Genomic DNA, 25367 nt, shown 5'->3' with positions numbered 1-25367 from the left:
CTAGGTAGAGTTCTAGCATGGCTGGTGACCGCGGACCACGCATGACGCTGCCCACGCAGCTCGTCCTGCACGTCCTGATCGACGACCCGGACCGCGAGATGTACGGCCTCCAGCTCTGCGAGGCGGCCGGCCTCCCCAGCGGCACGATCCACCCGATCCTGGCCCGCCTGGAGAAGGCGGGCTGGCTGACCAGCCGCTGGGAGGAGATCGACGCCCGCGAAGAGGGCCGGCCACGGCGGCGGTACTACCGCCTCGACCCGAACAACCTCGCCACGGTCCGGGCCGCCCTGCACCGGGCGGCCCCGGCGGCCAAGGCACTGGGCCGGCTGCGTCCGGGGCGGGCGGGGGAAACCTCGTGAACGTTCCCGCGGACATGTGGGAAAGGCGCGAGATGCGAGCCGCGCTCGCGGTGCGCGACATCGGCAAGGTCTTCCGCCTGCTGCGGGAGTCCGGTGTCCCGCAGCGCCGGATCGCCGCGATGACCGGCCACCGGCAGTCCGAGGTGGCGGAGATCGTCAAAGGACGCGGCGTCTGGGCCTACGACGTGCTCGAGCGCATCGCCGACGGTCTCGGCGTTCCGCGCGGCTACCTGGGCCTCGCCTACGACGAAACCACGGTGGCACCGGTCGACGAAGAAGAAGCGGCGAAGCGGCGAAAGTTTCTCGCGCACGCCTACCAGGTGACCATGGGCGCGGCGGTCTTCGGATCGGAGCCGGGCACCTCCCCGTGGCGTCGGCCGGTGCCCGAGCGGATCGGGATGGTCGAAGTGCGCCAAGTCGAGGCCGCGACGCGCGCTTTCCGGACCTTGGAGCAGCAGTACGGAGGCGAATTCTGCCGCTCGGCGGCCGAGGCGGAGCTTGTCTGGGCCGATGAACTGCTGGAAGCCGGAGCCGCTGCGCCGGTGAAGGCGCGGCTCGTCGAAGCGGTCATCGAGCTCGAGGCGTTTTGCCGAGCGCTGGCGGAAGCGCGGTCGACTGCCGCCACACCCGAGCCGGACGGCCCTCCGGCCGTGGTGCCTCGGCGGCCGGTGGCTCGCGCGTCCCAGCGAGCCGCCGAATGGGCGTCGCGGGCCGTCCCCGCCGTCGAGCGCGAGCGCTACTTCGACGAGTACCTCAGCGAGCTCGACGACCTCGCCCAGTCGGCCCGCCCTCGCCGAGCTCAGCTGCTCTACGTCCTCCGCCTCTTCAGCCGCCTCCCGGCCCTCCGCTTCGCCCTTCGCGATTCGAAAGCCCGGGAGCTGGCGCGGTGAAGGTGGTCGACGCTTTCACCCACGTCGTCGCCTCGGCCGAGCGGACCCGCAACACCATCCGCCTCCTGCGGGTCGTCGTCATCGGCGCCGCCCTGCTCCTCGCCGAGCTGTGCGCCGCCGTCGCGCTGCTGCCCGCCGGGGTGTCGGCCGGGCTGCTCGCGCTCGTTCCCGGGGCCGGGGCCTGGTGGTGGGTGAAAAGCCGGCGAAGGTGACATCGCTCTCGGAACGCTTCCGGTTCCGCGTTCGTTGTCGTTACCTACGGCTCCGTAAGTTACGGTTCCGTAGGTCACGCCCCCCGATCCCCGGAAGGACGCGCGCATGACCGTTCCCGAGAGCACCGCACTCATGTACGAGCTCGAGGGGACGGTCGAGGAGAACCTCAACCGCCACCTCGCCGCAGCGCAGGAATGGATGCCGCACGAATACGTGCCGTGGAGTGAGGGGCGGAACTTCGCCGACCTCGGCGGGGAGGCGTGGGATCCGGAGCAGTCGCGCGTCACGCCGATCGCGCGGACCGCGCTCGAGGTCAACCTGCTGACCGAGGACAACCTGCCCAGCTACCACCGCGAGATCGAGCGCGCCTTCGGCCGCGACGGCGCCTGGGGCACCTGGGTGCACCGCTGGACGGCCGAGGAGGGCCGGCACGGCATCTGCATCCGGGACTACCTGCTCGTCACGCGCGCGGTCGACCCGGTCGAGCTCGAGCGGATGCGCATGGAGACCATGCAGGCCGGCTACGAAACCGGCGACAAGCCGCTGCTGCGCGTCTGCGCCTACGTCTCGTTCCAGGAGCTCGCGACGCGCCTTTCGCACCGCAACACCGGCCGCTACACCCAGGACCCGCTGGCCGAGAAGCTGCTCGCCCGTGTCTCCACCGACGAGAACCTGCACATGGTCTTCTACCGGAACCTGGTGAAGGCGGCGTTCGAGATCTCGCCGGACGCCATGATGCGGGCGATCACCGACGAGGTCGTCGACTTCGCGATGCCCGGCGCGGTCATCCCGAGCTTCGCCCGCAAGGCGGCGCTGATCGCCAAGGCCGGCATCTACGACCTGCGCATCCACCACGACGACGTCGTGATGCCGCTGCTGCGCTACTGGAGGGTGTTCGACCGGGAGGGGTTCGGCGAGGTCGGCGAGACCGCGCGCGAAGAGCTCGCCGCGTTCATCAAGACCCTGGACACGCAGGCCGCGCGCTTCGAGGAACGTCGTGACGCCGCGGCCGCCCGGGCCGCCGCCCGCGGTCTGCCGGCCCTCTGACATGCGTGAAGGCCCCCTTGCGGAACTTCGAGTTCCGCAAGGGGGCCTTCACGAACGCTGAGCTCAGCGGCCGGTGCGCCGGGCGCCCGCGCGGGTGCCCGACGAGAAAGCCGCCGCGCCGCCGGTGCGGTTGCCCGTGGCCGGGGCGCCCGCGCGACGGGAGCCGCCGGACGTGGCCGCGCCACCCGTGCGCCGGGCACCGCCCGAAGCGGGGGCGTCCGACCGGCGGGCGCCGCCCGAAGCCGGCGCACCCGAGCGGCGCGAGCCGCCCGAAGTGCCACCCGACCGGCGCGAATCGCCGCCGGAGCGGCCCGAACCGGGCTGGTCTTCACGCCGCACGCGGGCCTGCTGGCCGCCGCGGTTCTCCTTCGGCGCTCCGCCGCGACGCCCGCGTCCGGAACCGGTACCCGGCGCCGCGCCGGACGCCGTCACCTTCTTCGGGCGGTTGTCGACCGCGGGGGCCTTCGAGAACGTCCGCTCGCCCGGGGCCAGCTCCGCCAGCAGCGGGTGGCCCGGTCCGAGCTGGGTCGTCGTCGGCTTGATGCCCGCCTTGCGCGTGAGGTCGCGCACGTCGCGGACCTGCGCGTCGGTCATCAGCGTGACCACCGTGCCCGACGCACCCGCGCGCGCCGTGCGGCCCGAGCGGTGCAGGTACGCCTTGTGCTCGACCGGCGGGTCGGCGTGGATGACCAGCCGGACGTCGTCGACGTGGATGCCGCGGGCCGCGATGTCGGTCGCGACCAGCGTCTTCGCCGTGCCCGAGGAGAACGCCTCGAGGTTGCGCGTCCGCGCGTTCTGGCCCAGGTTGCCGTGCAGTTCGACCGCCGGCACGCCCGAAGCCACGAGCTTGCGCGTCAGCGCCTTCGCGCGGCTCTTCGTCCGGGTGAACACCAGCGTGCGGCCCGGCGCCGCGGTCAGGTCGACCAGCACCGGCAGCCGGTGGGTCTCCTCGAGGTGCAGGACGTGGTGCTCCATCGTCGACACCGGCGACTGCGCCGAGTCGACGCTGTGCGTGATCGGGTCGTTCATGAAGCGCTTGACCAGCACGTCGACGCCGTTGTCCAGCGTCGCGGAGAACAGCATCCGCTGCCCGCGCGAGGGCGTCTGGTCCATGATCCGCCGCACCTCGGGCAGGAAGCCCAGGTCGGCCATGTGGTCGGCCTCGTCCAGCACGGTGATCTCGATCGCGTCGAGCTTCACGTGCCCGGAGCGCATGTGGTCGGCGAGCCGGCCGGGGCAGGCGACGACGATGTCGACGCCGTCACGCAGCTTCGTGATCTGCGGGTTCGCGCTCACGCCGCCGAAGATCGTGGTGGTCCGGAGGCCCAGCGGCTTGGCCAGCGGCAGGATCGACGCCTCGATCTGCGTCGCGAGCTCGCGCGTCGGCGCGAGGATCAGCGCGCGGGGGCGCCCGGGCTTGCGCCGCGTCGGGCCCGCGGCGAGGCGGGTGAGCACGGGCAGCACGAAGCCGTACGTCTTGCCGGAGCCGGTGCGGCCGCGGCCGAGGACGTCCCGGCCGGCGAGGGTGTGCGGCAGAGTCGCCGCCTGGATGGGGAAGGGCTCGGTGACGCCCTGGGAGGCCAGCGCCGCCACGAGCGGGGTGGGCAGGCCGAGTTCAGCGAAAGTACTCATAAGTCGTGCGGGCACGCGGGTGCCCTGGTCTCCGTAACATGAGAAGGGTTGTCCTGCCCGGCGCAGACCGGCGTGCGGCCGCGGCGCGTGGTAGTCGACAACAGCAGCGGGCCGAGGCAGAACTGAGCGGCCCGCATGATCAGTATAGCGGGGAAGGGTGACGTACCCCCAGTGAGATTGCCCGCACTCGCGCCGCCTTGCTAAGTTACCGGTCGGTAATCGAGGAGGACCCCCATGCTGCTGAACCCGCGCGAGTACGACCCGGCGCACTTCGACGCCGAGACCCGGCGCCTGCTGCGCGCCACCATCGACTGGTTCGAACAGCGCGGCAAGGCGAAGCTGACCGAGGACTACCACAGCCGCACCTTCTACGCGGACTTCCTCGAGTTCGCGGGCAAGGAAGGCCTGTTCTCGACCTTCCTGACCCCCGCCGCGAACGCCGGCGGCAACCCGGACAAGCGCTGGGACACCGCCCGCGTCGCCGCGCTCTCGGAAATCCTGGGGTTCTACGGGTTGAACTACTGGTACCCGTGGCAGGTCACGATCCTCGGCCTCGGCCCGGTGTGGCAGAGCGGCAACGACGTCGCCCGCAAGCGCGCGGCGGACGCGCTGGACGCCGGGGGAGTCGGCGCGTTCGGACTGTCCGAAAAGGACCACGGCGCCGACATCTACTCGTCGGACCTGGTGCTGACCGAGGACGGCGACGGCTACCGCGCGACCGGCTCGAAGTACTACATCGGCAACGGCAACTGCGCGCGCACGGTGTCGGTCTTCGGCCGCATCGACGGTGTCGAGGGCCCGGACCAGTACGTCTTCTTCTACGCCGACTCCGAGCACCCGAACTACCACGTGGTCAAGAACGTGGTGCCGTCGCAGATGTACGTCGCCGAGTTCCGGCTCGAGGACTACCCGGTGCGCGCCGAGGACATCCTGCACGTCGGCGCCGAAGCGTTCAGCGCCGCGCTGAACACGGTCAACATCGGCAAGTTCAACCTCTGCTTCGGCGGCATCGGCATGGCGACGCACTCGCTGTACGAGGCCATCACGCACGCGCACAACCGCGTCCTCTACGGCAATCCGGTCACCGACTTCCCGCACGTGCGCCGCGAATTCGTCGAGGCGTACGCGCGGCTGACCGCGATGAAGCTGTTCTCCGACCGCGCCGTCGACTACTTCCGCAGCGCGAACCCGGACGACCGCCGCTACCTGCTCTTCAACCCGATCACCAAGATGAAGGTGACGACCGAGGCGCAGAAGGTGATCGGCCTGGTCGCCGACGTCGTGGCGGCCAAGGGCTTCGAAGCCGACACCTACCTGGCGATGTCCAAGAACGACATCGACGGGCTCCCGAAGCTCGAAGGCACGGTCGCCGTCAACCTCGCCCTGATCGCGAAGTTCATGCCCGCGTACCTGTTCGCCCCGCAGGAGTACGCGCCGGTCGGCACCCGCACCGACGCCGCGGACGACGAGTTCCTCTTCCGCCAGGGCCCGGCGCGCGGCCTGTCGAAGGTGCGCTTCCACGACTGGAAGACCGCGTACGCCGAAGCCGCGCACATCCCGAACGTCGCGCTGTTCACCGAGCAGGCCGGGTACCTGGTCAAGCTGCTCACCGAGGCGGCGCCGGACGAGGCGCAGCAGGCCGACCTCGACTTCGGGCTCGCGCTGACCGAGCTGTTCACGCTGATCGTGTACGGCCAGCTGGTCCTGGAGCAGGCCCGGATCACCGGGCTCGACGACGAGGTCGCCGACCAGATCTTCGCGGTGCTGGTGCAGGACTTCAGCGCCGCGGCGGTGGACCTCAACGGCAAGGCGAGCTCGACCGGAGCCCAGCAGGCGATCGCCCTGGCCGCGGTGCGGAAGCCGGTGGTGGACACCGCGCGGTTCGAGAACGTCTGGGCCCGCGTGCGGGAGCTCTCCGGGGTCTACGCTATGACCCCGTGATGGCGAGGAAGTACCGGCTGGGCGTGACGCGGAAGGCCGCGAACGTCGTCGTGACGGCGTTGCTGGCGCTCGGGATCCCGGTCACCGGCGGCACCGGGTTCCTGCTCACCACGCGCGGGCGCCGCACCGGCGTGGACCGGACCACTCCGGTCAACGTCCTCGAGGTCGACGGCGAGCGCTGGCTCGTCTCGCCGTACGGCCAGGTCGGCTGGGTGCACAACCTGCGCGCCGACCCGGCCGCCCGGCTCCGGCGCGGCCGCAGGCGCGAAACGTGGGAGGTCGAGGAGGCCGGTGCCGCCACGGCCGGCCCGGTGCTGCGCACCTACGTCCGCAAGATCCCGGTGACGGCGCCGTTCTTCGACGCGAAGCTCAGCGACCCGGCGGACGTCTTCGCGGCGGAAGCCGATCGACACCCGGTGTTCCGCTTGGCAAGATCAAGAGCGTGAACCGAGAGCGGGCGGCGGAGCTGATCTGGGACGCGTGGCAGACCGGCGAGCGCCTGGACGGGCTGCCGCCCGACGCCCGCCCGTGCGACGCCGCGGAGGGCATGGCGGCCCAGGCGGCGCTCGCCGAGCTGGCCGGTCCGGTGTCGGGCTGGAAAATCGCCGCGACCACGGTGTACGCCCGGCAGTACCTGGACGTCCCCGGCCCGCTGCCGGGCGCGATGTTCGCGCGCTTCCAGCACACCGAGGGCGAGGCGGTCCCGGCCGACACGATGACGATGGGCGTCGCCGAACCCGAGTTCGCGTTCCGCCTGAAGGCCGACCCGGGCCTGTCGCCGTCCCTGACCGGCGTGCTCGACGCGGTCGACACGATGTTCCTGGCGGTGGAGCTCCCGGACAGCCGCTACACCGACCACCAGCACGCGGGCGGCCCGCAGCTGCTGGCGGACATGGCGTGCGCGGGCCGCTTCGTCGAGGGCCGCCCGGTCCCGGGCTGGCGCGACCTCGACCTCCCCCGCCGCCCGGTGGTCCTGCACGCGAACGGCGAAGAGTTTTCGCGCGGCAGCGGAAGCCTGGTCCTGGGCGACCCGAGGCTGGCGTTGCACTGGCTGGCGATGGAGCTCCCTCGCCACGGCCTCGCGTTGCGCCCCGGCGACATCGTGACGACGGGAACGGCGACCCCGCCGTGCCCCATCCGCGCGGGCGGGTGGGTGCTGGCGGACTTCGGCGAGCTGGGCAGCGTCGAAGTGCGGTTCACTCTTCCTTGACCGCTGTCGTGGACATCCGGAAGTCGGTGACTCCCGCCAGCGTCGCCACGCAGGTCCGTTCCGCCAAGGTGCTGGGTACCGAGGTGACTCCGCAATCGGTGAGGATCGTCGGTGACTCGTCATCGATCCGCGTCAAGGTGACTTTCGGCAAGTTCCGCACTACGGAGCTGAGGAACTGGACCTGGTCGGCGGCGACGATCGCTTCCCCACCGCCGCATTGAGAGAGCCGGTTCAGGAGCTGAACAGTGGGGGCGATTCTCCTCAAGTCGAACGTGAAAACCCGGTCGGTGGCACGGAACCGGCCGATCGTGGCGCATTCCTGGTCGTCGAGCCCGTCGGCGATGACAGGCGGGGTAGAGCCGGCGCTCGCATACGTGATCGCGTAGGCGACCAATGCCTCACGGTAGGCGTCGGTCAACGCGCGGAAATCCAGATCGGTGTTGGCGATGATCGCCTGGCTGCCGTAGTCGTTGAGTTCCGACTTCCCGCCGTCCAGGTCAAGTACGGTGAGGCGAGGTGCACCAGCCGACCCCGAACGGAAGTATTCGAACGTCAGCCTGTTCGCGTCGACGGCCCTCAGATCACCGATGTCCTTCTGCACGAGCCTCACGATGAGTTCGTTGTCATCGGCTTCGTTCGCCTTGCTCAGCCCGGCCAGGATCTGACTCCACTCTGGTGCTTGGACACGGTCCAGCTCACCCACGACCATCACGGTCTGCACCGAACCTGATTTCGCTGTCTTAAGTTCGGTGAGGGCGTCGCGGTCGGCGGGGCCGACATCGAGGTCCGTCCAGTCTTCGGCGGTCAGTGTGATGTAGCACCCGGAGATGTCGCCGATCACGACCCGTTGTGCGCGGTCGTCGACCTGTCCGATCCCCACGTGCCGGCAGTCGTTCGGTTCCACCGAGACGATCGCCAAGACGGCTGAAGCCGCGAGGACCACCGTCATCAGCGCGGGCAGGTGGTTCCAGCGCCGGGAATTCGTGGGCTCGGGCTGGTGCGGGACGGCGACCAGCCGCTCCTGCAGCCGCACGTGCCAGAACTGGTACGAGCTGCCCGCGACACGGAGCAGCCCGCGGTCACGCGCGTCGGCCAGGAATTCCATCAACTGCCACGGCAGCTCGCCGCGCACCGCGAGCCGGAGTCGGGCTACGGCGAACCGGGGCCACGCGCGGATCGTCAGAATCCCGAGGGCGAACAGCGCGCCCAGCAGGACGCTGATGACGATCAGCGACGGCAGGCCGTTCCAGCCCAGCGTCCACGGCACGTGGGTCTCGACCGGGGGAAGGTGCAGGCGGACGATCGCGGGCTGGCTCAGAAGCAGCGCGATGCGTTGCCCGAGGTGCCCGCCGAGCGCCGCGGCGATGGTGGTGGTCAGCACGGCGGATGTCGCGACGATCAGCGCTGTGGCCCCGGCGGAAAGCAATGCCGACCGGCGTTCCCGGCGGAACAGGGCCGTCGGATCCGGCGGCGCGGAGCGCCGCAGCTTTCGAGTCGGCAGCTCGGGCCAGCCCACGGCGGCACTCGCCACAAGGGATAGCGCGAGCAGGGCACCGAGGAGTGCGGTCGATTCCGTGGTGTCCGACGCGGTTCGCGTGTTGGTCCACGTCAACCAGAGTAGGAAACCGGGTAGGAAGACCAAAGCTGCCCCCGTGAGCGCTGCCAGGCCCGGCCGCCTGCGGTCGCGCTCGGGTACCCGGCCGCGTCGCACCGTGGTCTGACGGGCGCCGGCCAGCCAGAGGGCGGCCACCACGCTCCCGAATATCGTGCCGGGCAGGGAAGGGGAGCTGAGGATCTCCTCGACGAGTCCGCGTGTGGACCAGAAGTCCAGGACGGTGTCGTCGAGCACTTCGGTCACCACCACCGCGGCGAAGCCGACGGGTAAACCCACCGCCACGGCGGCCCACGGCGAGAGCGTCCGGGACGCGAGCTGCCACCAGTTCAGATCGCGCTCACCGTGCTTGTGCAGGTAGTTCGCCAAGTAACTGAGCCACTGCCAGGCCTCGTCGGCGGTCCAGCGATGCCGCCGTGAATTGGTGGCCTCCTCGGTGTACGCCGTTTTGATCATCGTGTCGATCAGGTGGTCCTCCACCGCGTGCCGGGTGTCGAACCGGGTCTGGTCGAACAGTTCCGCCGGGTCGCGGCCCGCGTACGCCGACTTGAACAGCGACAGCATCAGCGGGGTGCCGAGCGCTGTCACGAACGGGCTGGTCTTCGCCTGCCGGACGTGGTTCACCGCCGCTTTCCAAGCTGGGTCCTGGTCCAGCTGGGCCTCGATGTCCGCGCGGCTGACCGGCCGGATCTCGACGACGGGGGCCCGCAGGAGTTTCGGGGCGCCGCCGGTGATTTCGTCGGTGTACTCGGCCGATCGGCAGGTCAGGATCAGCGGCTGGTCACCCACCAGCAGGTCGTTGATCCGGCCGATCGCGCTGCGCCGCAGATGTTCGGGAAGTTCGTCCAGGCCGTCGAGCACCGGGAGGAGCCTCGGGTGGGCCAGCAGGGCGCGGGGCGTCCGCTCCTCGCCGCCGTAGTGGGTCGACAGCTCTTGCACCAGCCAGGAATCGAGGGGTTCGGTGACCGGGTCCCACGACGACAGCGAGAGGAACACCGGCACCGGCTTGCCCGGCGTCCACGCGCGCAGCAGGCCGGTGGTCAGCGTGATGCCGAGGAACGTCTTGCCCGAACCGGGTTCGCCGAGCACGACGAGTCGTTTGCTGGTGATCTCCTCGAAGGCTTCCGCGAGTTGCTTCCCGGCTTTGTCCGGGTTGTCGTCCAGCCGGCCGCTCAGTTTCAGCCGCACCTCGCCGACCGGGGTGGCACTGCCGAACACCGATGCGGGATCCGCGGTCAGTGCGGGCGCTTCCGCCCAGGTCAGCGGGATCGTCCTCGCGTCGCCGAAGCGTTCGCGCCGGTGCCGGATCTCCTGGTCCCACTGCGTGCGCAGCCGATCGACGAGGTCACTGGCCGCCGCGTCGACCTGCAGCGGTGGTTCGGGGCGCCGAAGCACAAGCGCGAGCGTGACGAACGTCGTGACGAGGCTGAGCAGGATCCCGGCGATGCTGCTGTACGCGTCGTTGTTCTCCAGCGAGTTCGTCAGGAGCACGAAGGCCACGACGCCGGTGATGGCGACAGCGGCGGCGACGGTCAGCCGGAAGAGCACGCGGCGCCGTCGTGGCGATACCGGCATGGGGGCGGCCTGCCTCGGGTCGGGGACGTGACGTCCTCCTGAGTCGCCGCAGCCAGGCTTCTTGCAACAGTCTGGCTAAAGTGATCAGGTGAAAACACTCCGCCCGGGCTTCGTGGTGCTCGCTGTGCTCGTCGTGGCGCTCGACGCCGGACTCTGGTGGTTCTCGCGCGGCCAGCACCAGTCCACCGCGCGGATCGGTTTCCTGGTCGCCTTCGTGCTGTTGCTGGCGTTGCTCGCGGCGGCCGCCGGCGTGGTCCGGTGGGAGGTCGCGGCGCCGCTCGGGGCGGCGTCGACATCGGGGCTGCTGTTCGTCGGTGCGGCGGCGATCTTCAGCGTCGGCTTCGGTTTCCTGCTGCTGGCGGTGATCGAGGCGGCACTGGTCCGGCGGCTGGTGCTGGACGACTCGCCGGCCGGCTGGCGCAACGGGACCGGGGTGATCAGCTCGGCCGCGGCCGTCGTTCCGGTGGCGTTGTTCGCGATCGGGCTCTTCGCGCTCCGCTGAGCCGTTTTTGTCGGTGCCCCCTGCCAAGATCCTCCCGTGACGTCTTGGAGAGATCGACTCAGCGCCCTGGCCCGCGAACACCTGCCCGCCGAACTGGCCGCCGCGTGGACGGGGCTGTTCCGGCCGGGCATCCGCCTGGTGACCGACGGCGAAGGCGCCCGCGTGGGCCGGCTCGGCGGGGCTCCGGTGCTGCCCGCGGACGCGCAGTGGCCCGAGTGGCCGGGGCGCGGGCCGCTCGACTTCCTGGCATCGGTGGACTGCGCCGCGCTGCCGCGGGAGTCCCTGAGCATTCCGCTGCCGGCGGCGGGCACGCTGCTGTTCTTCTACTTCGACGCCGATCGCCGCGGCTCCGACGACATCCCGGTGCTCGAAGACGTCGATGCCGCCCGCGTGGTCTTCGTGCCGGCGGGCGGGCCGTCCGCCGAGCGAGCAGCACCCGATGGCCTTGACCCCTACCCGGCGCGGGACCTGTTCGGCGAGGTCGTGGCCACGGCTCCGGAGCGGGAGCACATCCTGCTGGACCAGACCAGGACCGCGAGCGGGGAAACCTTGGACGAAGCGGCCGAGGAGGTGCAGATCCCCGGGGAATTCGTCGGCTCCGAGGTCTTCGGCGAGCTGGCCGCGCAGGCCCGGGGACGAGGTCCGGAGCACCAGGTCGGCGGGTTCGCCGCACCCGTCCAAGGCGCGGTGGAGAACGAGATCGCCGCGCACGTGCTCGGCGGCTACCGGGACCCCGGGCTGGCCGAGGAGGCAGCGCAGTGGGTGCTGCTCGCCCAGATCGACACCGACGACGAGGCGGACATGATCTGGGGCGACGCCGGAATGCTGTACTGGGTCATCCGGTCCGACGACCTCGAAGCGGGCCGCTTCGACCGGGCGAGGTGCACCCTGCAGTGCGGGTGACTCAGCGCTTGTGGACGAAGTACACCTTGTCCCCGCCGACGGAACCGACCTGGATGGTCAGGTCGCCCGGGGCGTCCACGAAGGCGATGCGGTAGGTGAGTTCCTTGCCGGGCAGGATGTCCTGGCTGGGGGAGCCCTCGAAGTCCGTGTCGTAGACCTGCTCGGCGGTGGTGCTGCCGGCCGTCGCCTGCATGATGAGCATGGCCGCCGACCACGGCTCGGCGGAGTGGTTCGCGAGGGTGACCTGGAAGCTGGTGGCCGGCGCGTTCTGCTTCGGCGCGGCGACGTCGCTGGTCGTGAAGGCCTTGGCGTCGGCGATGGTGATGTCGACGTCGGTGCCGCGGTGGGTCTGCCCGATCGAGTACGTCTGGCCGCTCGCGTTGTCGTCGGTGGCGGGCAGCCCGAGCCTGTCCTTCAGGTCTTCGACGGCGGCGTTCTGCGCGATGACGGTGAACACGATCGCCAGGACGCTGAGCACGACGCCGATGGCGGCGAGCACCTTTTTGCTGCCGAAGAGGGCGATCACGCCGAGCACGAACCCGACGCCGGCGACGACGGCGGTGAGGTTGTTGAGGAAGATGACCGGCGAGCCGACCACCCCGACGATGCCGAGGATCACCGCGGTCCACGCGAGCGCGGCGAACTTCGCGGGCTTCTTGACGGGCATCGGGGCCGGGTACGGGTAGCCGGCCGGGGGCGGCGAGTACGGAGCGGTCATGGCGGCGTCTCCCGGGTTCGGGCGGAAAATCCCCGGCGTGCGGGGCTGAACGGTGAATAGTTCGGCCCGCTGTCGCGCAGCGTTACGATCTCCGGTCCACCGTATCCGTTCCGTCACCAATGTTGCGCCGACCGGGTGATTGCCCTCCCCAAACGCCGTGAAGGCCGTCTTGAGGAACGTCGAGTTCCTCAAGACGGCCTTCACGAACCTCGCGCTACTTGTTGCCGAACCCGGCCCGGCGGAGGGCATCCGCCATCGAGCCGCTGCCGCCTCCGGAGTTCCCGCCCCGGCTGCCGCCACCGCCGCCACCGCCGCGCTGACCGCCGCCCGAGCCGGAACCGCCGCGGCGCTGACCGCCGCCGCCGCCGCCCTGGCCGCGGTCGCGCTGGCCGCCGCCTCCGCCGCCGCGATTGCCCGACGGGGCGCCCGGCTCGTCGTCCAGGCGCAGCGTCAGCGAGATGCGCTTGCGCGGCACGTCGACGTCCAGCACCTTCACCTTCACGATGTCGCCGGGCTTCACGACCTCGCGCGGATCCTTCACGAAGTTCTTCGACAGCGCCGAAACGTGCGCCAGGCCGTCCTGGTGCACGCCGACGTCGATGAACGCGCCGAACGCCGCCACGTTCGTCACCACACCCTCCAGCCGCATGCCCGGCTTGAGGTCGCCGATCTTGTCGACCCCCTCCGCGAACGTCGCCGTCTTGAACGCCGGGCGCGGGTCGCGGCCCGGCTTGTCCAGCTCGGCGAGGATGTCCGTCACCGTCGGGAGGCCGAACGTGTCGTCGACGAAGTCCGCCGGCTTCAACGACGACAGCGTCCGCGTGTTGCCGATCAGCGAGCGCAGGTCCGTGCCGGTCGTCGACAGGATCCGCCGGACCACCGGGTACGCCTCCGGGTGCACCGACGACGAGTCGAGCGGGTCGTCGCCGTCCGGGATGCGCAGGAAGCCCGCGCACTGCTCGAACGCCTTCGGGCCGAGGCGCGCGACCTCCTTCAGCGCCGTCCGCGAGCGGAACGGCCCGTTCGTGTCGCGGTGCGAAACGATGTTCTCCGCCAGCCCCGTCGTGATGCCCGAGACGCGGGTCAGCAGCGGCGCCGAAGCCGTGTTCACGTCCACGCCGACCGCGTTCACGCAGTCCTCGACCACCGCGTCCAGCGAGCGCGACAGCGAAACTTCGGACAGGTCGTGCTGGTACTGCCCGACGCCGATCGACTTCGGGTCGATCTTGACCAGCTCGGCCAGCGGGTCCTGCAGCCGCCGGGCGATCGAGACCGCGCCGCGCAGCGAGACGTCCATGTTCGGCAGCTCGGCCGAAGCGAACGCCGACGCCGAATACACCGACGCGCCCGCCTCGGACACGATCGCCTTCGTCAGCTTCAGCTCGGGGTGCTTCTTGATCAGCTCGATCGCGAGCTTGTCCGTCTCGCGCGACGCCGTGCCGTTGCCGATCGAGATCAGGTCGACCTTGTGCCGCGCGCACAGCGCCGCGAGCTCGGCGATCGACTGGTCCCACTTGTTCGCCGGCTGGTGCGGGTAGATGACGTGGGTGTCGACGACCTTGCCGGTCGCGTCCACGACGGCCACCTTGACGCCGGTGCGGAAGCCCGGGTCGAGGCCCATCGTGGCGCGGGTGCCGGCCGGCGCGGCGAGCAGCAGGTCGCGCAGGTTGGACGCGAACACGCGCACGGCGTCGTCCTCGGCCGCCTGGCGCAGCCGCATCCGCAGGTCGATGCCCAGGTGCAGGAGGATCTTGGTGCGCCACGCCCAGCGCACGGTGTCGCCGAGCCACTTGTCGCCCGGGCGGCCCTGCTGCGAGATGCCGAACTTCGCGGCGATCCGCGCCTCGTAGTCGGTCGGCCCGACCTGCGGCTCGTCGGTCGGCTCGTCCGGCGACATGGTGAGGTCGAGGACCTCCTCCTTCTCGCCGCGCAGCATCGCGAGGATCCGGTGCGAGGGGAGCTTGGTGTAGGGCTCGGAGAAGTCGAAGTAGTCGGAGAACTTGGCGCCGTCCTCCTCCTTGCCCGCGCGGACCTTGGCGACGAGGTGGCCCTGGCCCCACATCTTCTCGCGCAGTTCGCCGATCAGGTCGGCGTCCTCGGCGAAGCGCTCGACGAGGATCGCGCGGGCGCCGTCGAGGGCGGCCTGCGCGTCCGCGACGCCCTTGTCGGCGTCGACGAACACCGCGGCCGCGGCCTGCGGGTCGGTCGCCGGGTCGCTCAGCAGGCCGTCGGCCAGCGGCTCGAGACCCGCTTCGCGCGCGATCATGGCCTTCGTGCGGCGCTTCGGCTTGTACGGGAGGTAGATGTCCTCCAGCCGCGACTTCGTGTCCGCGGCGAGGATCGAGGCCTCGAGGGCCTCGTCCAGCTTGCCCTGGCTCCGGATGGACTCGAGCACGGCGAGCCGCCGCTCGTCGAGTTCCCGCAGGTAGCGCAGGCGCTCTTCGAGCGTGCGCAGCTGCGCGTCGTCGAGCATGCCGGTGACTTCCTTGCGGTAGCGCGCGATGAAGGGCACGGTCGACCCGCCGTCGAGCAGGTCGACGGCGGCCTTGACCTGTCCTTCGCGCACGCCCAGTTCTTCGGCGATCTTCTGCTCGACCGACACGCTCACTCCAACACGCTCCCGCTTCGCCTGGCTTCGATCGTCACATTCTGCCGTTTCCGCCGCCCCGACTTTCGGATGGGGCTCCTTGACAATCAGATTGGTCTAGTCCATTTTGTGGTGACCTGCCTCACCACAGCGGAGGTCTTCCGTGGTCCCCAAGGTTCGCATCGCTCTGCTTTCGTTACTTTCCGTGGTCACGCTGAGTCTCGGCGTGACGTTCGTGCTCGCCGGCAGTGCTTCGGCGGCGAACATCCTGGCCAACCCCGGCTTCGAAGCCGGTACTTCGGGCTGGACCTGCACCACCGCGCCGACCGCGGTGAGCACCCCGGTGCACAGCGGGAGCCGCGCGCTGAGCGCGTCGCCGTCGTCGTCGGACAACGCGCAGTGCTCGCAGACGCTCACCGTCTCGGCGAACACCGCGTACAAGCTGTCGGCCTGGGTCCAGGGCAGCTACGTCTACCTCGGCGTTTCCGGGTCGGCGACGACCAGCACGTGGACGCCGGGCACCAGCGGCTACCAGCAGCTGTCGCTGAACTTCACGACCGGCTCGAGCACGTCGCTGACGGTGTACCTGCACGGCTGGTACGGCCAGCCGACCTACTACGCCGACGACGTCAACCTCGACGGCCCGGGCACCCCGCCGCCGACGACCCCGACCACCCCCACGACGCCGACGACGCCGACGACGCCGACGACCCCGCCCACCACGACCACCCCGCCGACGACGACCACGCCGCCGCCGACCCAGGGTGACCTGCCGAAGCACGTCCTCACCGGCTACTGGCAGAACTTCTACAACGGCGCGAAGGCGCTGAAGCTGGCGGACGTCCCGACGAAGTACAACATCATCGCCGTGTCGTTCGCCGACGCCACCGGCTCGCCGGGCGCGGTGAGCTTCACGCTCGACTCCGGTCTGTCTTCGCAGCTCGGCGGCTACACCGACGCGCAGTTCAAGGCGGACGTCAAGACGGTCCAGGCGCGCGGCCAGAAGGTCATCATCAGCGTCGGTGGCCAGAACGGCACGATCAGCGTCAGCGACTCGACCTCGGCGAACAACTTCGCCAACAGCATCAAGTCGCTGATCTCGAACTACGGCTTCGACGGCGTCGACATCGACCTCGAGAACGGCATCAACGCCACCTACATGGGCCAGGCGCTGCGCAGCATCCACAACGGCGGCGGCAAGGTCATCACGATGGCGCCGCAGACGATCGACATGCAGTCCACGCAGGGCGGCTACTTCCAGCTCGCGCTGAACATCAAGGACATCCTCACGATCGTCAACATGCAGTACTACAACTCCGGCTCGATGCTGGGCTGCAACGGCAACGTCTACTCCCAGGGCACGGTCGACTTCCTGACCGCGCTGGCCTGCATCCAGCTGCAGGGCGGCCTGCGCGCCGACCAGGTCGGGCTCGGGCTGCCGGCGTCGTCGCAGGCGGCGGGCGGCGGCTACCAGGCACCGGCCAACACGGTCTCGGCGCTGAACTGCCTGGCCAAGGGCACGTCGTGCGGCTCGTTCAAGCCGTCGGCGACCTACCCGGCGATCCGCGGCGCGATGACGTGGTCGATCAACTGGGACGCGACGAACGGCTACGCGTTCGCCAACACGGTCTCGGCCGGGCTCGCGGGCCTGCCGTAACCGTTCTCGCCATGAAGGGGCCCTTCCGGACCAGGTCCGGAAGGGCCCCTTCATGACACCCCCAGCCGGGCGCGCGCCGTCCCCTCGGCACCCGCGCCTGCGCCGCTTACACTGCCGGACGCGGCGTGTGCGAACGTTGCGGAATCGTGGAATCCGCAGGTCGGGGAGGGAGTGCGGTGGTCAGCTACAGCGTGCTCGGCACCCTCGAAGCCGAGTCCGGCGGCACGCTCCTCGACGTCGGCCACGCGCGGCGGCGCTACGTCCTCGCGGCGCTGCTGGCCGAGCCGAACCGGCCGGTGCCGCTCGACCAGCTCGTCACGCGCGTCTGGGGCGCGAGCCCGCCGCACCGGGCGGCCGCGACGGTCCGCAGCTACCTTTCGCGGCTGCGCGCCGCCGGGTGCGCGATCGACCGCACCGCGCACGGCTACCTGCTGCGCGTCGACCTGGACGCGCTCGACCTGCACCGGTTCCGGGAGAAGGTGGCGCTCGCGCGCGCCGCGGCGGGCGACGTCACCGCGGCCGCGCTGTTCGACGACGCGCTGGCGCTGTGGCGGGGCGAACCGTTCGCCGGGCTGGATTCGCCGTGGCTGACCGAGGTCCGGGAGGGCCTGGAAGCCGAGCGGCACGCGGCCCGGCTGGACCGCAACGACGTCTCGCTGCGGCTCGGGCGGCACGCGGCGCTGCTGGCGAAGCTGCCCCGGGCCGCCGCGGACCACCCGTTCGACGAGCGGCTGGCCGGCCAGCTGATCCTCGCCTACTACCGCAGCGGCCGGCAGGCGGACGCGCTGGCGCACTTCGAGCGCGTCCGGCGGCGGCTGGCGGGCTCACTCGGCGCGGACCCGGGCCCGGCGCTGCGGGAGCTGCACCGCCGGATCCTGGCCGGTGACCCCGAACTGGACGCGCCGCTCGCGCGGGCCGGCGCCCGGACCGGGTCCTTGATCGAGCTGGCCGCGATCCGCGCGGTCGCGACGTTGCTGATCGTGGCGCGCGAAGGCGACTTCGAGGCCGCGGCGTGGCGGGTCCGCAGCACGGCCGACGTACTGGAGAAGGAGATCGGCGAGCTGGAAGCCGAAATCGGCGGCGCGCTGGTGGTGTCCGGCGAAAGCGGCGTCCGGCTGACGGAGCTGGGGGAGCGGCTGCGCACGGGCGCTCGCGCGGGCGTGGCCGAGCTGGCGGCGATCTTCACCGAGACCCGGCTGGCCGAGCGCCGCATCGGCGGCCGCCTGCGCGTGGGCTACGTGGCCAGCCTCGGCGGCGACCTGGTGACGCGGGTGACGACCGAGTTCGAACGCCGCCACCCGGCGTGCCGCGTCACCCTGACCCCGACCCGCATCGGCCAGCGCTGGAACGAAACGGACCTGCTCGCCGAGGGCGACCTCGACCTGGTGCTGCACTGGTCCCCGGGCGGCGACACGCGCTCGTTCGCGCAACCCAACCTGCGCACCGGCCCGGCGCTGCTGACGGTGCCCCGCGGCCTCCTGCTGCGCGACGACCACCCGCTCGCCTCGTGCACGACGGTCAGCCTGGAGGACCTCGCGGACCACCGGCTGCTCGACCCGGGCAAGGCCCTCCATCCGGTGGCACGCGACCTGTGGGCCCCGCCGGTCACGCCGTCGGGCCGTCCGATCCCGCGCACGGAGGAGGACGTCCCGCAGCTGATCGGCCGCACCCGCATCGGCGCGGAGGACATGCTTTCCCTGGTGGCGCGCGGCATCGGCCTGCACATCTCGGTGGTCTCGCTGCTGGAGCGCTACCCGTTCCCGGGGCTGAAGGTGATCCCGGTGCCGGACATCCCGCCGATGCTCGCGGTCCCGGTGTGGCGCGCGTCGGAGGAGAACGAAGCGATCCGCGCGTACGTCTCGGTGGCCGCGGAACTGTCGGCGGGCTAGCCGTTCTTGCGGCGGACCAGCTCTTCGACGGCGCTGGGCAGGGTGGTTTCGAAGTCGATCAGCTTCGCCCACGACGGTGTCACCTTGATCCGCACCATGCCGTCGGCGTAGAGATCGCGGACCTCGGCTTCCCAAGCGGCGGCCTGCTCCGGCGGCATTCCGGCGGCCTGCCGCAGGAACTCGGCGGGGAGGTCATCGAGCGCCTCCTGGGTGCTGTTCCCGCGGATCAGCAGGATCTTGGGCGGCTGCGCTTCGGTGTCGATCGTCAAGGCGACGGCGGGATTCTTCCGCAGCGACCGGACTTTCGCGGCGTTTTTGGCCGTGCAGAGAACGAATTCCGCACCGTTCCAGGTGAACCCGATCGGAACCACCCGCGGTGTCCCGTCTCCGGCGACATAACCGAGCCGCGCGATGGTCCGGGCGAGGAGTTCCTGGCTGGCGGGGCGGTTCAGGACGTCGATGACCTCGTTGGGCTGCACGGAGGCGAGCTTAGCGAGAATTGCTCGTGGGCGGCTGGATGTGCCAGGCTCTGCGACCGTGACTCCTTCGGACGCGGAGCAGGATGACGAGCTGGCCCCGGAGTTGCGGGAGATCGCCGATCGTGCGCACGCTGCCGGGCTGAAGGTGTGGACCCTGCGCTGGAACGCTCACCCGACCGTAGCGATCGTCGGCGAGCCGGAGCTTCGTGTCGAATTCCCGGCCGGCCGCGCCCAGCGGGAAGTGCGCATATCGCGGCGTGACGCGGCGGACTGGGCTTCGACCGACTTCGCGCACTGGGTTTTCCTCGGTGACTACGATGCCTTCCTCGACCGGTCGTCCGGCACGGTGGTCGCTGCCCTCGGGTACACGGCCGACGGGTTCGGTCTTGCTCAGAAGAAGATCCCGGGGCTGGTGCCGATGCCGGAGGACGACCCGGACCTGGCCCCACGTGAGGGCGAGGCGCTGACTGAGACCGCCTTCCGTGAACCGGTCAGATTGCGTGTCGAACACCCATCTGTGGAAGGACTGTCGATCACGATTCAGCGGCCGCCACCGAGGGCGTTACGAGTCGCTTGCCGGGAGAATCCGCGCACGTGGGGCGTCGCGATCACCGGTGTCACCACGGAACGGCACGACCAAGCGCTAGGACTCCTTCAGGAGATCTCCACCTCGTTCTTCATCGACCTCGATCTGAGCTACGGCTTAGCGTTCCGGCTGAAGAAGGACTACCGTGTGGAGTGGGCTTCCGAACCGAGCGACGAGGATGCCTTGTCGACCAAGATGCCGAGGTTTCCCGTTCTCGCGCACAACTATGACGCGGCGTCGTTGTACCTCTACGCGCGAACGCTGGTGTCGGCGCCATTGCTGGAATACCTCGCCTACTACCAGGTGCTCGAATTCTTCATGCCGAAGTACGCGCGAGTGGCCGCCATCCAGAAGCTCCGCGACGTGCTCAGAGATCCCCGCTTCGACCACGATGACGATGTCGTGCTCGGCCGGATCATCGAGATGGTCACCGACACGGGTCGTGCCTCGGCGACCGAGCGGGAGCAGTTGAAGGCGACCGTGACACGCTGCGTTGACGCCAGTGCGCTCGTCGGCTACCTCGAAGGTCATCCCCATGGCGCCGCGGCGATGGCCGACAAGAAGCGGATCTCCGACGTCCGGCTGCTCAACCCGAAGGACACCAGCGCGTCTCTCGTCGAGCAGGTCGCCGACCGGATCTACGACCTGCGCTGCCGGATCGTCCACGGCAAGGAAGGCGGAAACGGCCGAGGAGAGCCGTTGCGTCCCTTCGGGCGGGAATCGAAACTGCTCACCTACGACCTCGACCTCATCCGGTTCGTGGCCCAGCGCGTCCTGATCACCTCGAGCGGCCCCGCCACCTGGGGCCGCTGATCACCGCTCCACCACCGGCAATCGCAGCGCTCCCGGCGCGTCCGACGGCACCGCCGGGTTCTTCGGGGCCACCGCCGCCACCCGCCGGTACTTCGCGCCCAGCTCGGGACGGGGGTCCGCCTCCCCGCGGTTCGGCCAGAACGCCATCGCCCGCTCCGCCTGCGCCGTGATCGTCAGCGACGGATTGACACCCAGGTTCGCCGTGATCGCCGAACCGTCCACCACGTGCAACCCCGGATACCCGTACAGCCGCTGGTACGGGTCGACGACGCCCGTCGAAGGGGAGTCGCCGATCGTGCAGCCGCCGATGAAGTGGCCCGTGATCGGGATGTTCGCCATGTCCGTCCACGCGCCTTGCGGGAGGCCGCCGATCTTCTCCGCCACCCGGCGGGTCACCTCGTGGCCCGCCGGGATCCACTCCGGCGACGGCGAGCCCGCTCCCTGGCGGGTCGTCATGCGGCGGCCGAACAGGCCGCGTTTCGTGTACGTCGTCACGGAGTTGTCGAGCGTCTGCATCACCAGCAGCCCGATCATCCGCTCCGACCAGTGGCGCGGGTTGTGGATCCGCAGCAGGTCGCGGCGAGAACGCCACAGCTCGCGCAACCCCAGCACCCAGCGACGACGCCCGGGCGAGCCGTCCACCAGGACCGTCGCCATCAGGCCCATCACGTTGCTGCCGCGGCCGTACCGTACCGGCTCCACGTGCGTGACCTCGTCCGGGTGGATCGACGACGTGATCGCGACGCCGCGCGTGTAGTCCGTGTCGCCGCGCAACGACCGCGCCGCCAGCACCGCTTCGGAGTTCGTCCGCGCCAAGAGCCCGAGCCGCGGCGACAGCGAAGGCAGCGTCCCGTTGTCCCGCAGCCGGTGCAGCAGCCGTTGCGTGCCCAGCGCGGCCGCGGAGAACACCACCTGCTGCGCGGTGAACGTCCGGCGCGACCGGCGGCCGGTGCGGACCGTGTCCACCGCGTACCCGCCGTCGACCGGCCGGACCGACACCGCCGTCGTCAGCGGGTGGACCACCGCGCCCGCCTGTTCGGCCAGGTAGAGGTAGTTCTTGACGGTCGTGTTCTTCGCGCCGACGCGGCAGCCGGTCATGCACTCGCCGCACAGCGTGCACGACTGGCGTGCCGGGCCCGCGCCGCCGAAGAACGGGTCCACCCCGGACTGTCCGAAGTAGACGCCGACCGGCGTGCGGCGGTACGTGTGCCCGATGCCCATGTCGTCGGCCACCTCGCGAAGCACGCGGTCCGCGGGCGTCGTCGCCGGGTTCTCGACCACGCCGAGCATCCGCTTCGCCTGGTCGTAGTACGGCGCCAGTTCGGCCTTCCAGTCCGTGATGTGCGCCCACTGCGGGTCTTCGTAGAACTTGTCCGGGGGCTCGTACAGCGTGTTCGCGTACACCAGCGAACCACCGCCGACGCCGGAACCGCTCATCACGAAGGTGTTCTTCAGCAGGGTCAGCCGCTGGATGCCGAAACAGCCCAGCGCGGGCGCCCACAGGTACTTCCGCAGCCGCCACGACGTCTTGGCGAATTCGTCGTCGGCGAACCGGCGCCCGGTCTCCAGCACGCCGACGCGGTAACCCTTCTCGGTCAGCCGCAACGCCGTCACGCTGCCGCCGAAGCCCGAGCCGATCACGAGGACGTCGTAGTCCGTCACGCCACTGCTCCCATGCGGTAGTCCGCGGGGTCGAGCCGCCGGGTCCGGCGGTCGTACTCGGTGACCAGGCCGGGCCAGTTCGTCGTGACGCGGCCGTCGGCCTGGCGGTACCAGCTCGTGCAGGCGCTCCACACGCTGTGGCCCAGGCGCTTCTGCACTTCGTCGTCGTAGCGCTGCTCGACTTCGGGCCGGACGTCCAAATAGGACACGCCGGGACGCGCGAGCTGCTCCACCGCTTGCCGGATGTACCGGGCCTGGCGCTCGATCATGTAGATGATCGACCCGGCGCCGAGGTTGGTGTTGGGGCCGTAGACGCAGAACAGGTTCGGGAACCCGGGCACGGCCATGCCGAGGTACGCCCGCGCGCCGCCGGACCACTCGTCCTGCAGCGTTCGCCCGCCGAGGCCGGTCACCGACAGCCGGCCGAGGAACTCCGTCGCGGCGAACCCGGTGCCGTAGACCAGGACGTCCGCTTCGAGCTCGGTCCCGTCCTCGACCCGCACGCCCTTCTCGGTGATCTCGGTGATCCGCCGCGTCTCGACGTCGACGTTCGGCTGGGCGAGCGCGGGCAGGTAGTCGTTGGTGAAGAGGATCCGCTTGCAGCCCAGGGGATAGGACGGCGTCAGCTTCGCGCGCAGCTCCCGGTCCTTGATGTGGCGGCGGCGCAGCTGCGCGGTCCGCAGCTCGAACATCTTCGCCAGCACGGGGTGTTTCGTCATCGCGTAGGTCGCGTACTCGGCGAGCAGGAAGATCCGCAGCCGGCCGAGCAGCTGCGTGGGCGGCAGGTGCTCGAAGAGCCAGTGCTGCCACGGCCGGTAGCTCGGATCGGACTTCGCCATGACGTATGGCGGCGTCCGCTGGAAGACGGTGACGTGCTGGGCGTGCTTGCGCAGTTCGGGCACGAACTGCACGGCACTGGCCCCGGTCCCGATCACGGCGACGCGCTTGCCGGTCAGGTCGACGTCGTGGTCCCACCGCGCCGAGTGGAAGGCGTCACCGGTGAAGTTCTCGCGGTTGGGGATGGCGGGCAGCACCGGCCGCGACAGCTGCCCGACGGCGGGGACGAAGACGTTCGCTTCGTAGGTCTCGCCGTCTTCGGTCTCGACGCGCCAGAGCCCGCGTGTTTCGTCGAAGGCGGCGGAGGTGACTTCGGTCCGGTACCGGATGTGCGGCTCGAGCCCGTACTTGGCGATGACGCCGCGCAGGTAGGCGAGGATGTCCGGCTGGTGCGAGAACCGCTTCGGCCACCGCGGGTTGGGCTCGAAGGAGAAGGAGTACAGCGGCGACGGGATGTCACAGGCGGCGCCGGGGTAGGTGTTGTCGCGCCAGACCCCACCGGCCTCGGCGGCGCTCTCCAGGATCGTGAAGTCGGTGAACCCGGCGCGCCGCAGTTCGATCGCCGTCCCGATCCCGCCGAACCCGGTGCCCACGATCAGCACCGACGGCCCCTTCGCCGAACTACTCATGCAGGGGAAGTTACGCATCGGGAAGCTGTGACAACAGGACACGATCGGTCACTAGATCGAGATTTCCGGCCACGACAGGGTCGGGACGGGCTCCCGCGGTGTGTGCTGGTCGAAGACGACGGCGACCGGCGCATCCCGTGCGCGGCGGCCGAAGGCGTGTTCACCGGCCCCGGGGGAGCGCCGCTCAGGCTGCGGGGGCTGTGCGCTGCCTGCTCCGGCTCGACATCGCCGAGTGGTTTCCGCGCGGTGGCCGCCACGCGGACCTCGTGCTGCGCGAGCCGCTCCACGACCCGCCCGCGCCGGCCGCGCGGCCGATCGGGGGCTGTGGCCGGCTGGACCCCGGCCGCGAAGAACCTTGGGGCCGGGCACGACCGGGTCGAATGGCCGGTGGGTACTTCGGCCGGAACCTCGACGCGCTCGCCGACTGCCTGAGAGGCGGTTCCGGTGCGACCGCCCCGTTCACCGTCGTGGGCCCCGAGGTGCCGCGGGTCCGCGAAGTGCTCGAAGCCGCCGGCGTCACGCTGCGGCCAGCACCCTGACCTCCTGGGTCTCCGCGGCCGGCTCGGCCCAGCTCATCAGCTGCCCGGCCGCGCTCTCCAACGCCGCCAAGTCGCGCTTCGGCAGCTTCTCGAACGGCGTCAGCTCCACGACCGCCGCCTTCTTCGCCGTCTTGATCTCCCAGAACCCGCGGACGTACCCGCCCACCAGCAAGGTCCCCTTCACCAGCCCGTTCTGCGTGATCACCCGCTTGCGGTAGTCGTCCGAAACCACCCGCGTCCGGTCCGCGTACGACAGGATCGTCTGGTCGAACGGCCCCAGCAGCCGCGGCGGCGCCGGCACGTCGGGGTCCGGCACCGACAGCTCCGGCAGGTCGAGCAGCTCCCGGCCGTCCGGATCGCGGTAGCGCCGCAGGTCCATCGACGCCGCCACCTCGCCGAGGCGCGTGATGCCCGCCCACGTCTGGACGTCCGCCACCGACGCCGGGCCGAACGCGCGCAGGTAGCGCGAGATCAGCGAAGCCGGCGAAGGCGGTGAGAGCGGCGAGCCCACCCACTCCTCCAAGCACGCGTACGTCGTCTGCCCGGCCTTGCCCCAGATCGCGCGCGGCGGGGTCTGCACCAGCGGCAGCCGCCCCCGTGCCAGGTGGGTCAGCGACGCCGCGGGCGCGTCCCACCGCCGCGCGAGCTCCGCGCCCAGGGCCGTGCTCGACAGCGGCGAGCGCGCGAGCAGTTCACGCGCTGCCGCGGCGACCTCGGTGTGGTCCAGCCCGGCCAGCGGAGCCGCGTGCTGGGTGTTCGACTTCAGGTCGCGCTCGTACAGCACCTGGACCACCGGGCGCCACGCCAGCGCGTCCGCCGCCGTCACCAGGTGGACCGTGCCGCGCATCAGCGCGATCCGGACCACCTGCCTGCTCTCAAGCAGCGAGGCCAGATCCGCCGGCCGGAAACCGTGCAGCCGCGGCCACAGCGCGTAGTACGGCGGGAACGGCGCCTGCGCCTGGAGCCCGGCCAGGTGCTCCACCGCCTCGAAAGCGGACATCTTCGCGCGGCGGAGCAGCAGCTGGCGCTCCAGCGTCGCCCGGTTCAGGGCCCGTCGGCTCAAGGTCTCCACGGCGCTCACCCTAAC

General features: G+C 70.6%; 20 protein-coding genes and 1 pseudogene. 13 read left to right on the top strand and 8 right to left on the bottom strand.

Annotation, left to right across the window (positions count from 1 at the left end):
* The first annotated feature begins 41 nt into the window (after positions 1-41).
* From MUY14_RS28835 to MUY14_RS28820, 4 genes and pseudogenes are all read left to right on the top strand, one after another.
* Positions 42-359, top strand: coding sequence for a PadR family transcriptional regulator (locus MUY14_RS28835; protein WP_247013777.1), 318 nt, complete (start codon positions 42-44; stop codon positions 357-359).
* Positions 360-391: 32 nt separating this feature from the next.
* A pseudogene (locus MUY14_RS28830) lies at positions 392-943 on the top strand (helix-turn-helix domain-containing protein); the annotation flags it as partial.
* A 302-nt stretch (positions 944-1245) separates the two neighbouring features.
* Positions 1246-1461 carry a hypothetical protein gene (locus MUY14_RS28825; protein ID WP_247013775.1) on the top strand — a complete coding sequence of 72 codons (216 nt, stop codon included), beginning with the start codon at positions 1246-1248 and terminating at the stop codon, positions 1459-1461.
* A 106-nt stretch (positions 1462-1567) separates the two neighbouring features.
* A complete protein-coding gene (locus MUY14_RS28820; RefSeq protein WP_247013773.1) occupies positions 1568-2509 on the top strand; it encodes an acyl-ACP desaturase in 942 nt (313 codons plus the stop codon).
* Between the two features lie 63 nt (positions 2510-2572).
* On the opposite strand, the gene MUY14_RS28815 is transcribed toward MUY14_RS28820, so the two are convergent.
* Positions 2573-4141 carry a DEAD/DEAH box helicase gene (locus tag MUY14_RS28815; RefSeq protein ID WP_247013771.1) on the bottom strand — a complete coding sequence of 523 codons (1569 nt, stop codon included), beginning with the start codon at positions 4139-4141 and terminating at the stop codon, positions 2573-2575.
* A gap of 234 nt (positions 4142-4375) precedes the next feature.
* On the opposite strand from MUY14_RS28815, the gene MUY14_RS28810 reads away from it, so the two are divergent.
* From MUY14_RS28810 to MUY14_RS28800, 3 genes are read left to right on the top strand one after another with little or no spacing between them, the layout of a single operon-like run.
* The gene (locus tag MUY14_RS28810) at positions 4376-6082 is read left to right on the top strand and encodes an acyl-CoA dehydrogenase (protein ID WP_247013769.1); all 1707 of its coding nucleotides are present in this window, start codon (positions 4376-4378) and stop codon (positions 6080-6082) included.
* A complete protein-coding gene (locus MUY14_RS28805; RefSeq protein ID WP_247025281.1) occupies positions 6082-6528 on the top strand; it encodes a nitroreductase family deazaflavin-dependent oxidoreductase in 447 nt (148 codons plus the stop codon). The genes MUY14_RS28810 and MUY14_RS28805 overlap by 1 nt, the downstream gene beginning before the upstream one ends.
* Positions 6525-7292 (top strand): 2-keto-4-pentenoate hydratase, encoded by a 768-nt coding sequence (locus tag MUY14_RS28800; protein ID WP_247013767.1) that lies wholly within the window; start codon positions 6525-6527, stop codon positions 7290-7292. The genes MUY14_RS28805 and MUY14_RS28800 overlap by 4 nt, the downstream gene beginning before the upstream one ends.
* Here MUY14_RS28800 and MUY14_RS28795 read toward each other — a convergent pair.
* Positions 7279-10479 carry an NACHT domain-containing NTPase gene (locus MUY14_RS28795; protein WP_247013765.1) on the bottom strand — a complete coding sequence of 1067 codons (3201 nt, stop codon included), beginning with the start codon at positions 10477-10479 and terminating at the stop codon, positions 7279-7281. The two genes, MUY14_RS28800 and MUY14_RS28795, sit on opposite strands and share 14 nt — an antisense overlap.
* Positions 10480-10567: 88 nt before the next feature.
* Here MUY14_RS28795 and MUY14_RS28790 point away from each other — a divergent pair, with 88 nt between their 5' ends.
* A complete protein-coding gene (locus MUY14_RS28790; protein ID WP_247013763.1) occupies positions 10568-10981 on the top strand; it encodes a hypothetical protein in 414 nt (137 codons plus the stop codon).
* Positions 10982-11017: 36 nt separating this feature from the next.
* Complete coding sequence (locus MUY14_RS28785; protein ID WP_247013761.1) at positions 11018-11884, top strand: YwqG family protein; 867 nt, start codon at positions 11018-11020, stop codon at positions 11882-11884.
* Position 11885: 1 nt separating this feature from the next.
* On the opposite strand, the gene MUY14_RS28780 is transcribed toward MUY14_RS28785, so the two are convergent.
* Both MUY14_RS28780 and MUY14_RS28775 read right to left on the bottom strand, forming a co-directional pair.
* The gene (locus tag MUY14_RS28780) at positions 11886-12602 is read right to left on the bottom strand and encodes a hypothetical protein (RefSeq protein WP_247013759.1); all 717 of its coding nucleotides are present in this window, start codon (positions 12600-12602) and stop codon (positions 11886-11888) included.
* A 214-nt stretch (positions 12603-12816) separates the two neighbouring features.
* On the bottom strand, positions 12817-15210 hold the full coding sequence (locus MUY14_RS28775; RefSeq protein WP_247013756.1) for a Tex family protein: 2394 nt from the start codon (positions 15208-15210) through the stop codon (positions 12817-12819).
* 142 nt (positions 15211-15352) lie between these two features.
* On the opposite strand from MUY14_RS28775, the gene MUY14_RS28770 reads away from it, so the two are divergent.
* Complete coding sequence (locus tag MUY14_RS28770) at positions 15353-16846, top strand: chitinase (protein WP_247013754.1); 1494 nt, start codon at positions 15353-15355, stop codon at positions 16844-16846.
* Positions 16847-17022: 176 nt separating this feature from the next.
* Complete coding sequence (locus MUY14_RS28765) at positions 17023-18735, top strand: BTAD domain-containing putative transcriptional regulator (protein ID WP_247013752.1); 1713 nt, start codon at positions 17023-17025, stop codon at positions 18733-18735.
* On the opposite strand, the gene MUY14_RS28760 is transcribed toward MUY14_RS28765, so the two are convergent.
* A complete protein-coding gene (locus tag MUY14_RS28760) occupies positions 18732-19214 on the bottom strand; it encodes a pyridoxamine 5'-phosphate oxidase family protein (RefSeq protein ID WP_247013750.1) in 483 nt (160 codons plus the stop codon). The two genes, MUY14_RS28765 and MUY14_RS28760, sit on opposite strands and share 4 nt — an antisense overlap.
* A 58-nt stretch (positions 19215-19272) precedes the next feature.
* Between MUY14_RS28760 and MUY14_RS28755 the strand changes: the two genes are divergently transcribed.
* Entirely contained in the window at positions 19273-20613 is a 1341-nt protein-coding gene (locus MUY14_RS28755; RefSeq protein ID WP_247013749.1) for a hypothetical protein, read from the top strand.
* Here MUY14_RS28755 and MUY14_RS28750 read toward each other — a convergent pair whose 3' ends face one another.
* A complete protein-coding gene (locus tag MUY14_RS28750) occupies positions 20614-22275 on the bottom strand; it encodes a GMC oxidoreductase (RefSeq protein WP_247013748.1) in 1662 nt (553 codons plus the stop codon).
* On the bottom strand, positions 22272-23741 hold the full coding sequence (locus MUY14_RS28745; RefSeq protein WP_247013747.1) for an NAD(P)/FAD-dependent oxidoreductase: 1470 nt from the start codon (positions 23739-23741) through the stop codon (positions 22272-22274). The genes MUY14_RS28750 and MUY14_RS28745 overlap by 4 nt, the downstream gene beginning before the upstream one ends.
* 200 nt (positions 23742-23941) lie before the next feature.
* Here MUY14_RS28745 and MUY14_RS28740 point away from each other — a divergent pair, with 200 nt between their 5' ends.
* Positions 23942-24280 (top strand): barstar family protein, encoded by a 339-nt coding sequence (locus tag MUY14_RS28740; protein ID WP_247013746.1) that lies wholly within the window; start codon positions 23942-23944, stop codon positions 24278-24280.
* Here the strand turns inward: MUY14_RS28740 and MUY14_RS28735 are convergent.
* Positions 24258-25352 carry a winged helix DNA-binding domain-containing protein gene (locus tag MUY14_RS28735; RefSeq protein ID WP_247013745.1) on the bottom strand — a complete coding sequence of 365 codons (1095 nt, stop codon included), beginning with the start codon at positions 25350-25352 and terminating at the stop codon, positions 24258-24260. The two genes, MUY14_RS28740 and MUY14_RS28735, sit on opposite strands and share 23 nt — an antisense overlap.
* Positions 25353-25367 lie beyond the last annotated feature (15 nt).

The organism is Amycolatopsis sp. FBCC-B4732 (assembly GCF_023008405.1).
GTDB classification, from domain to species: domain Bacteria; phylum Actinomycetota; class Actinomycetes; order Mycobacteriales; family Pseudonocardiaceae; genus Amycolatopsis; species Amycolatopsis pretoriensis_A.
Note: the sequence above shows the minus strand (reverse complement) of the source record. Positions and strands in the feature narration are given on the sequence as shown.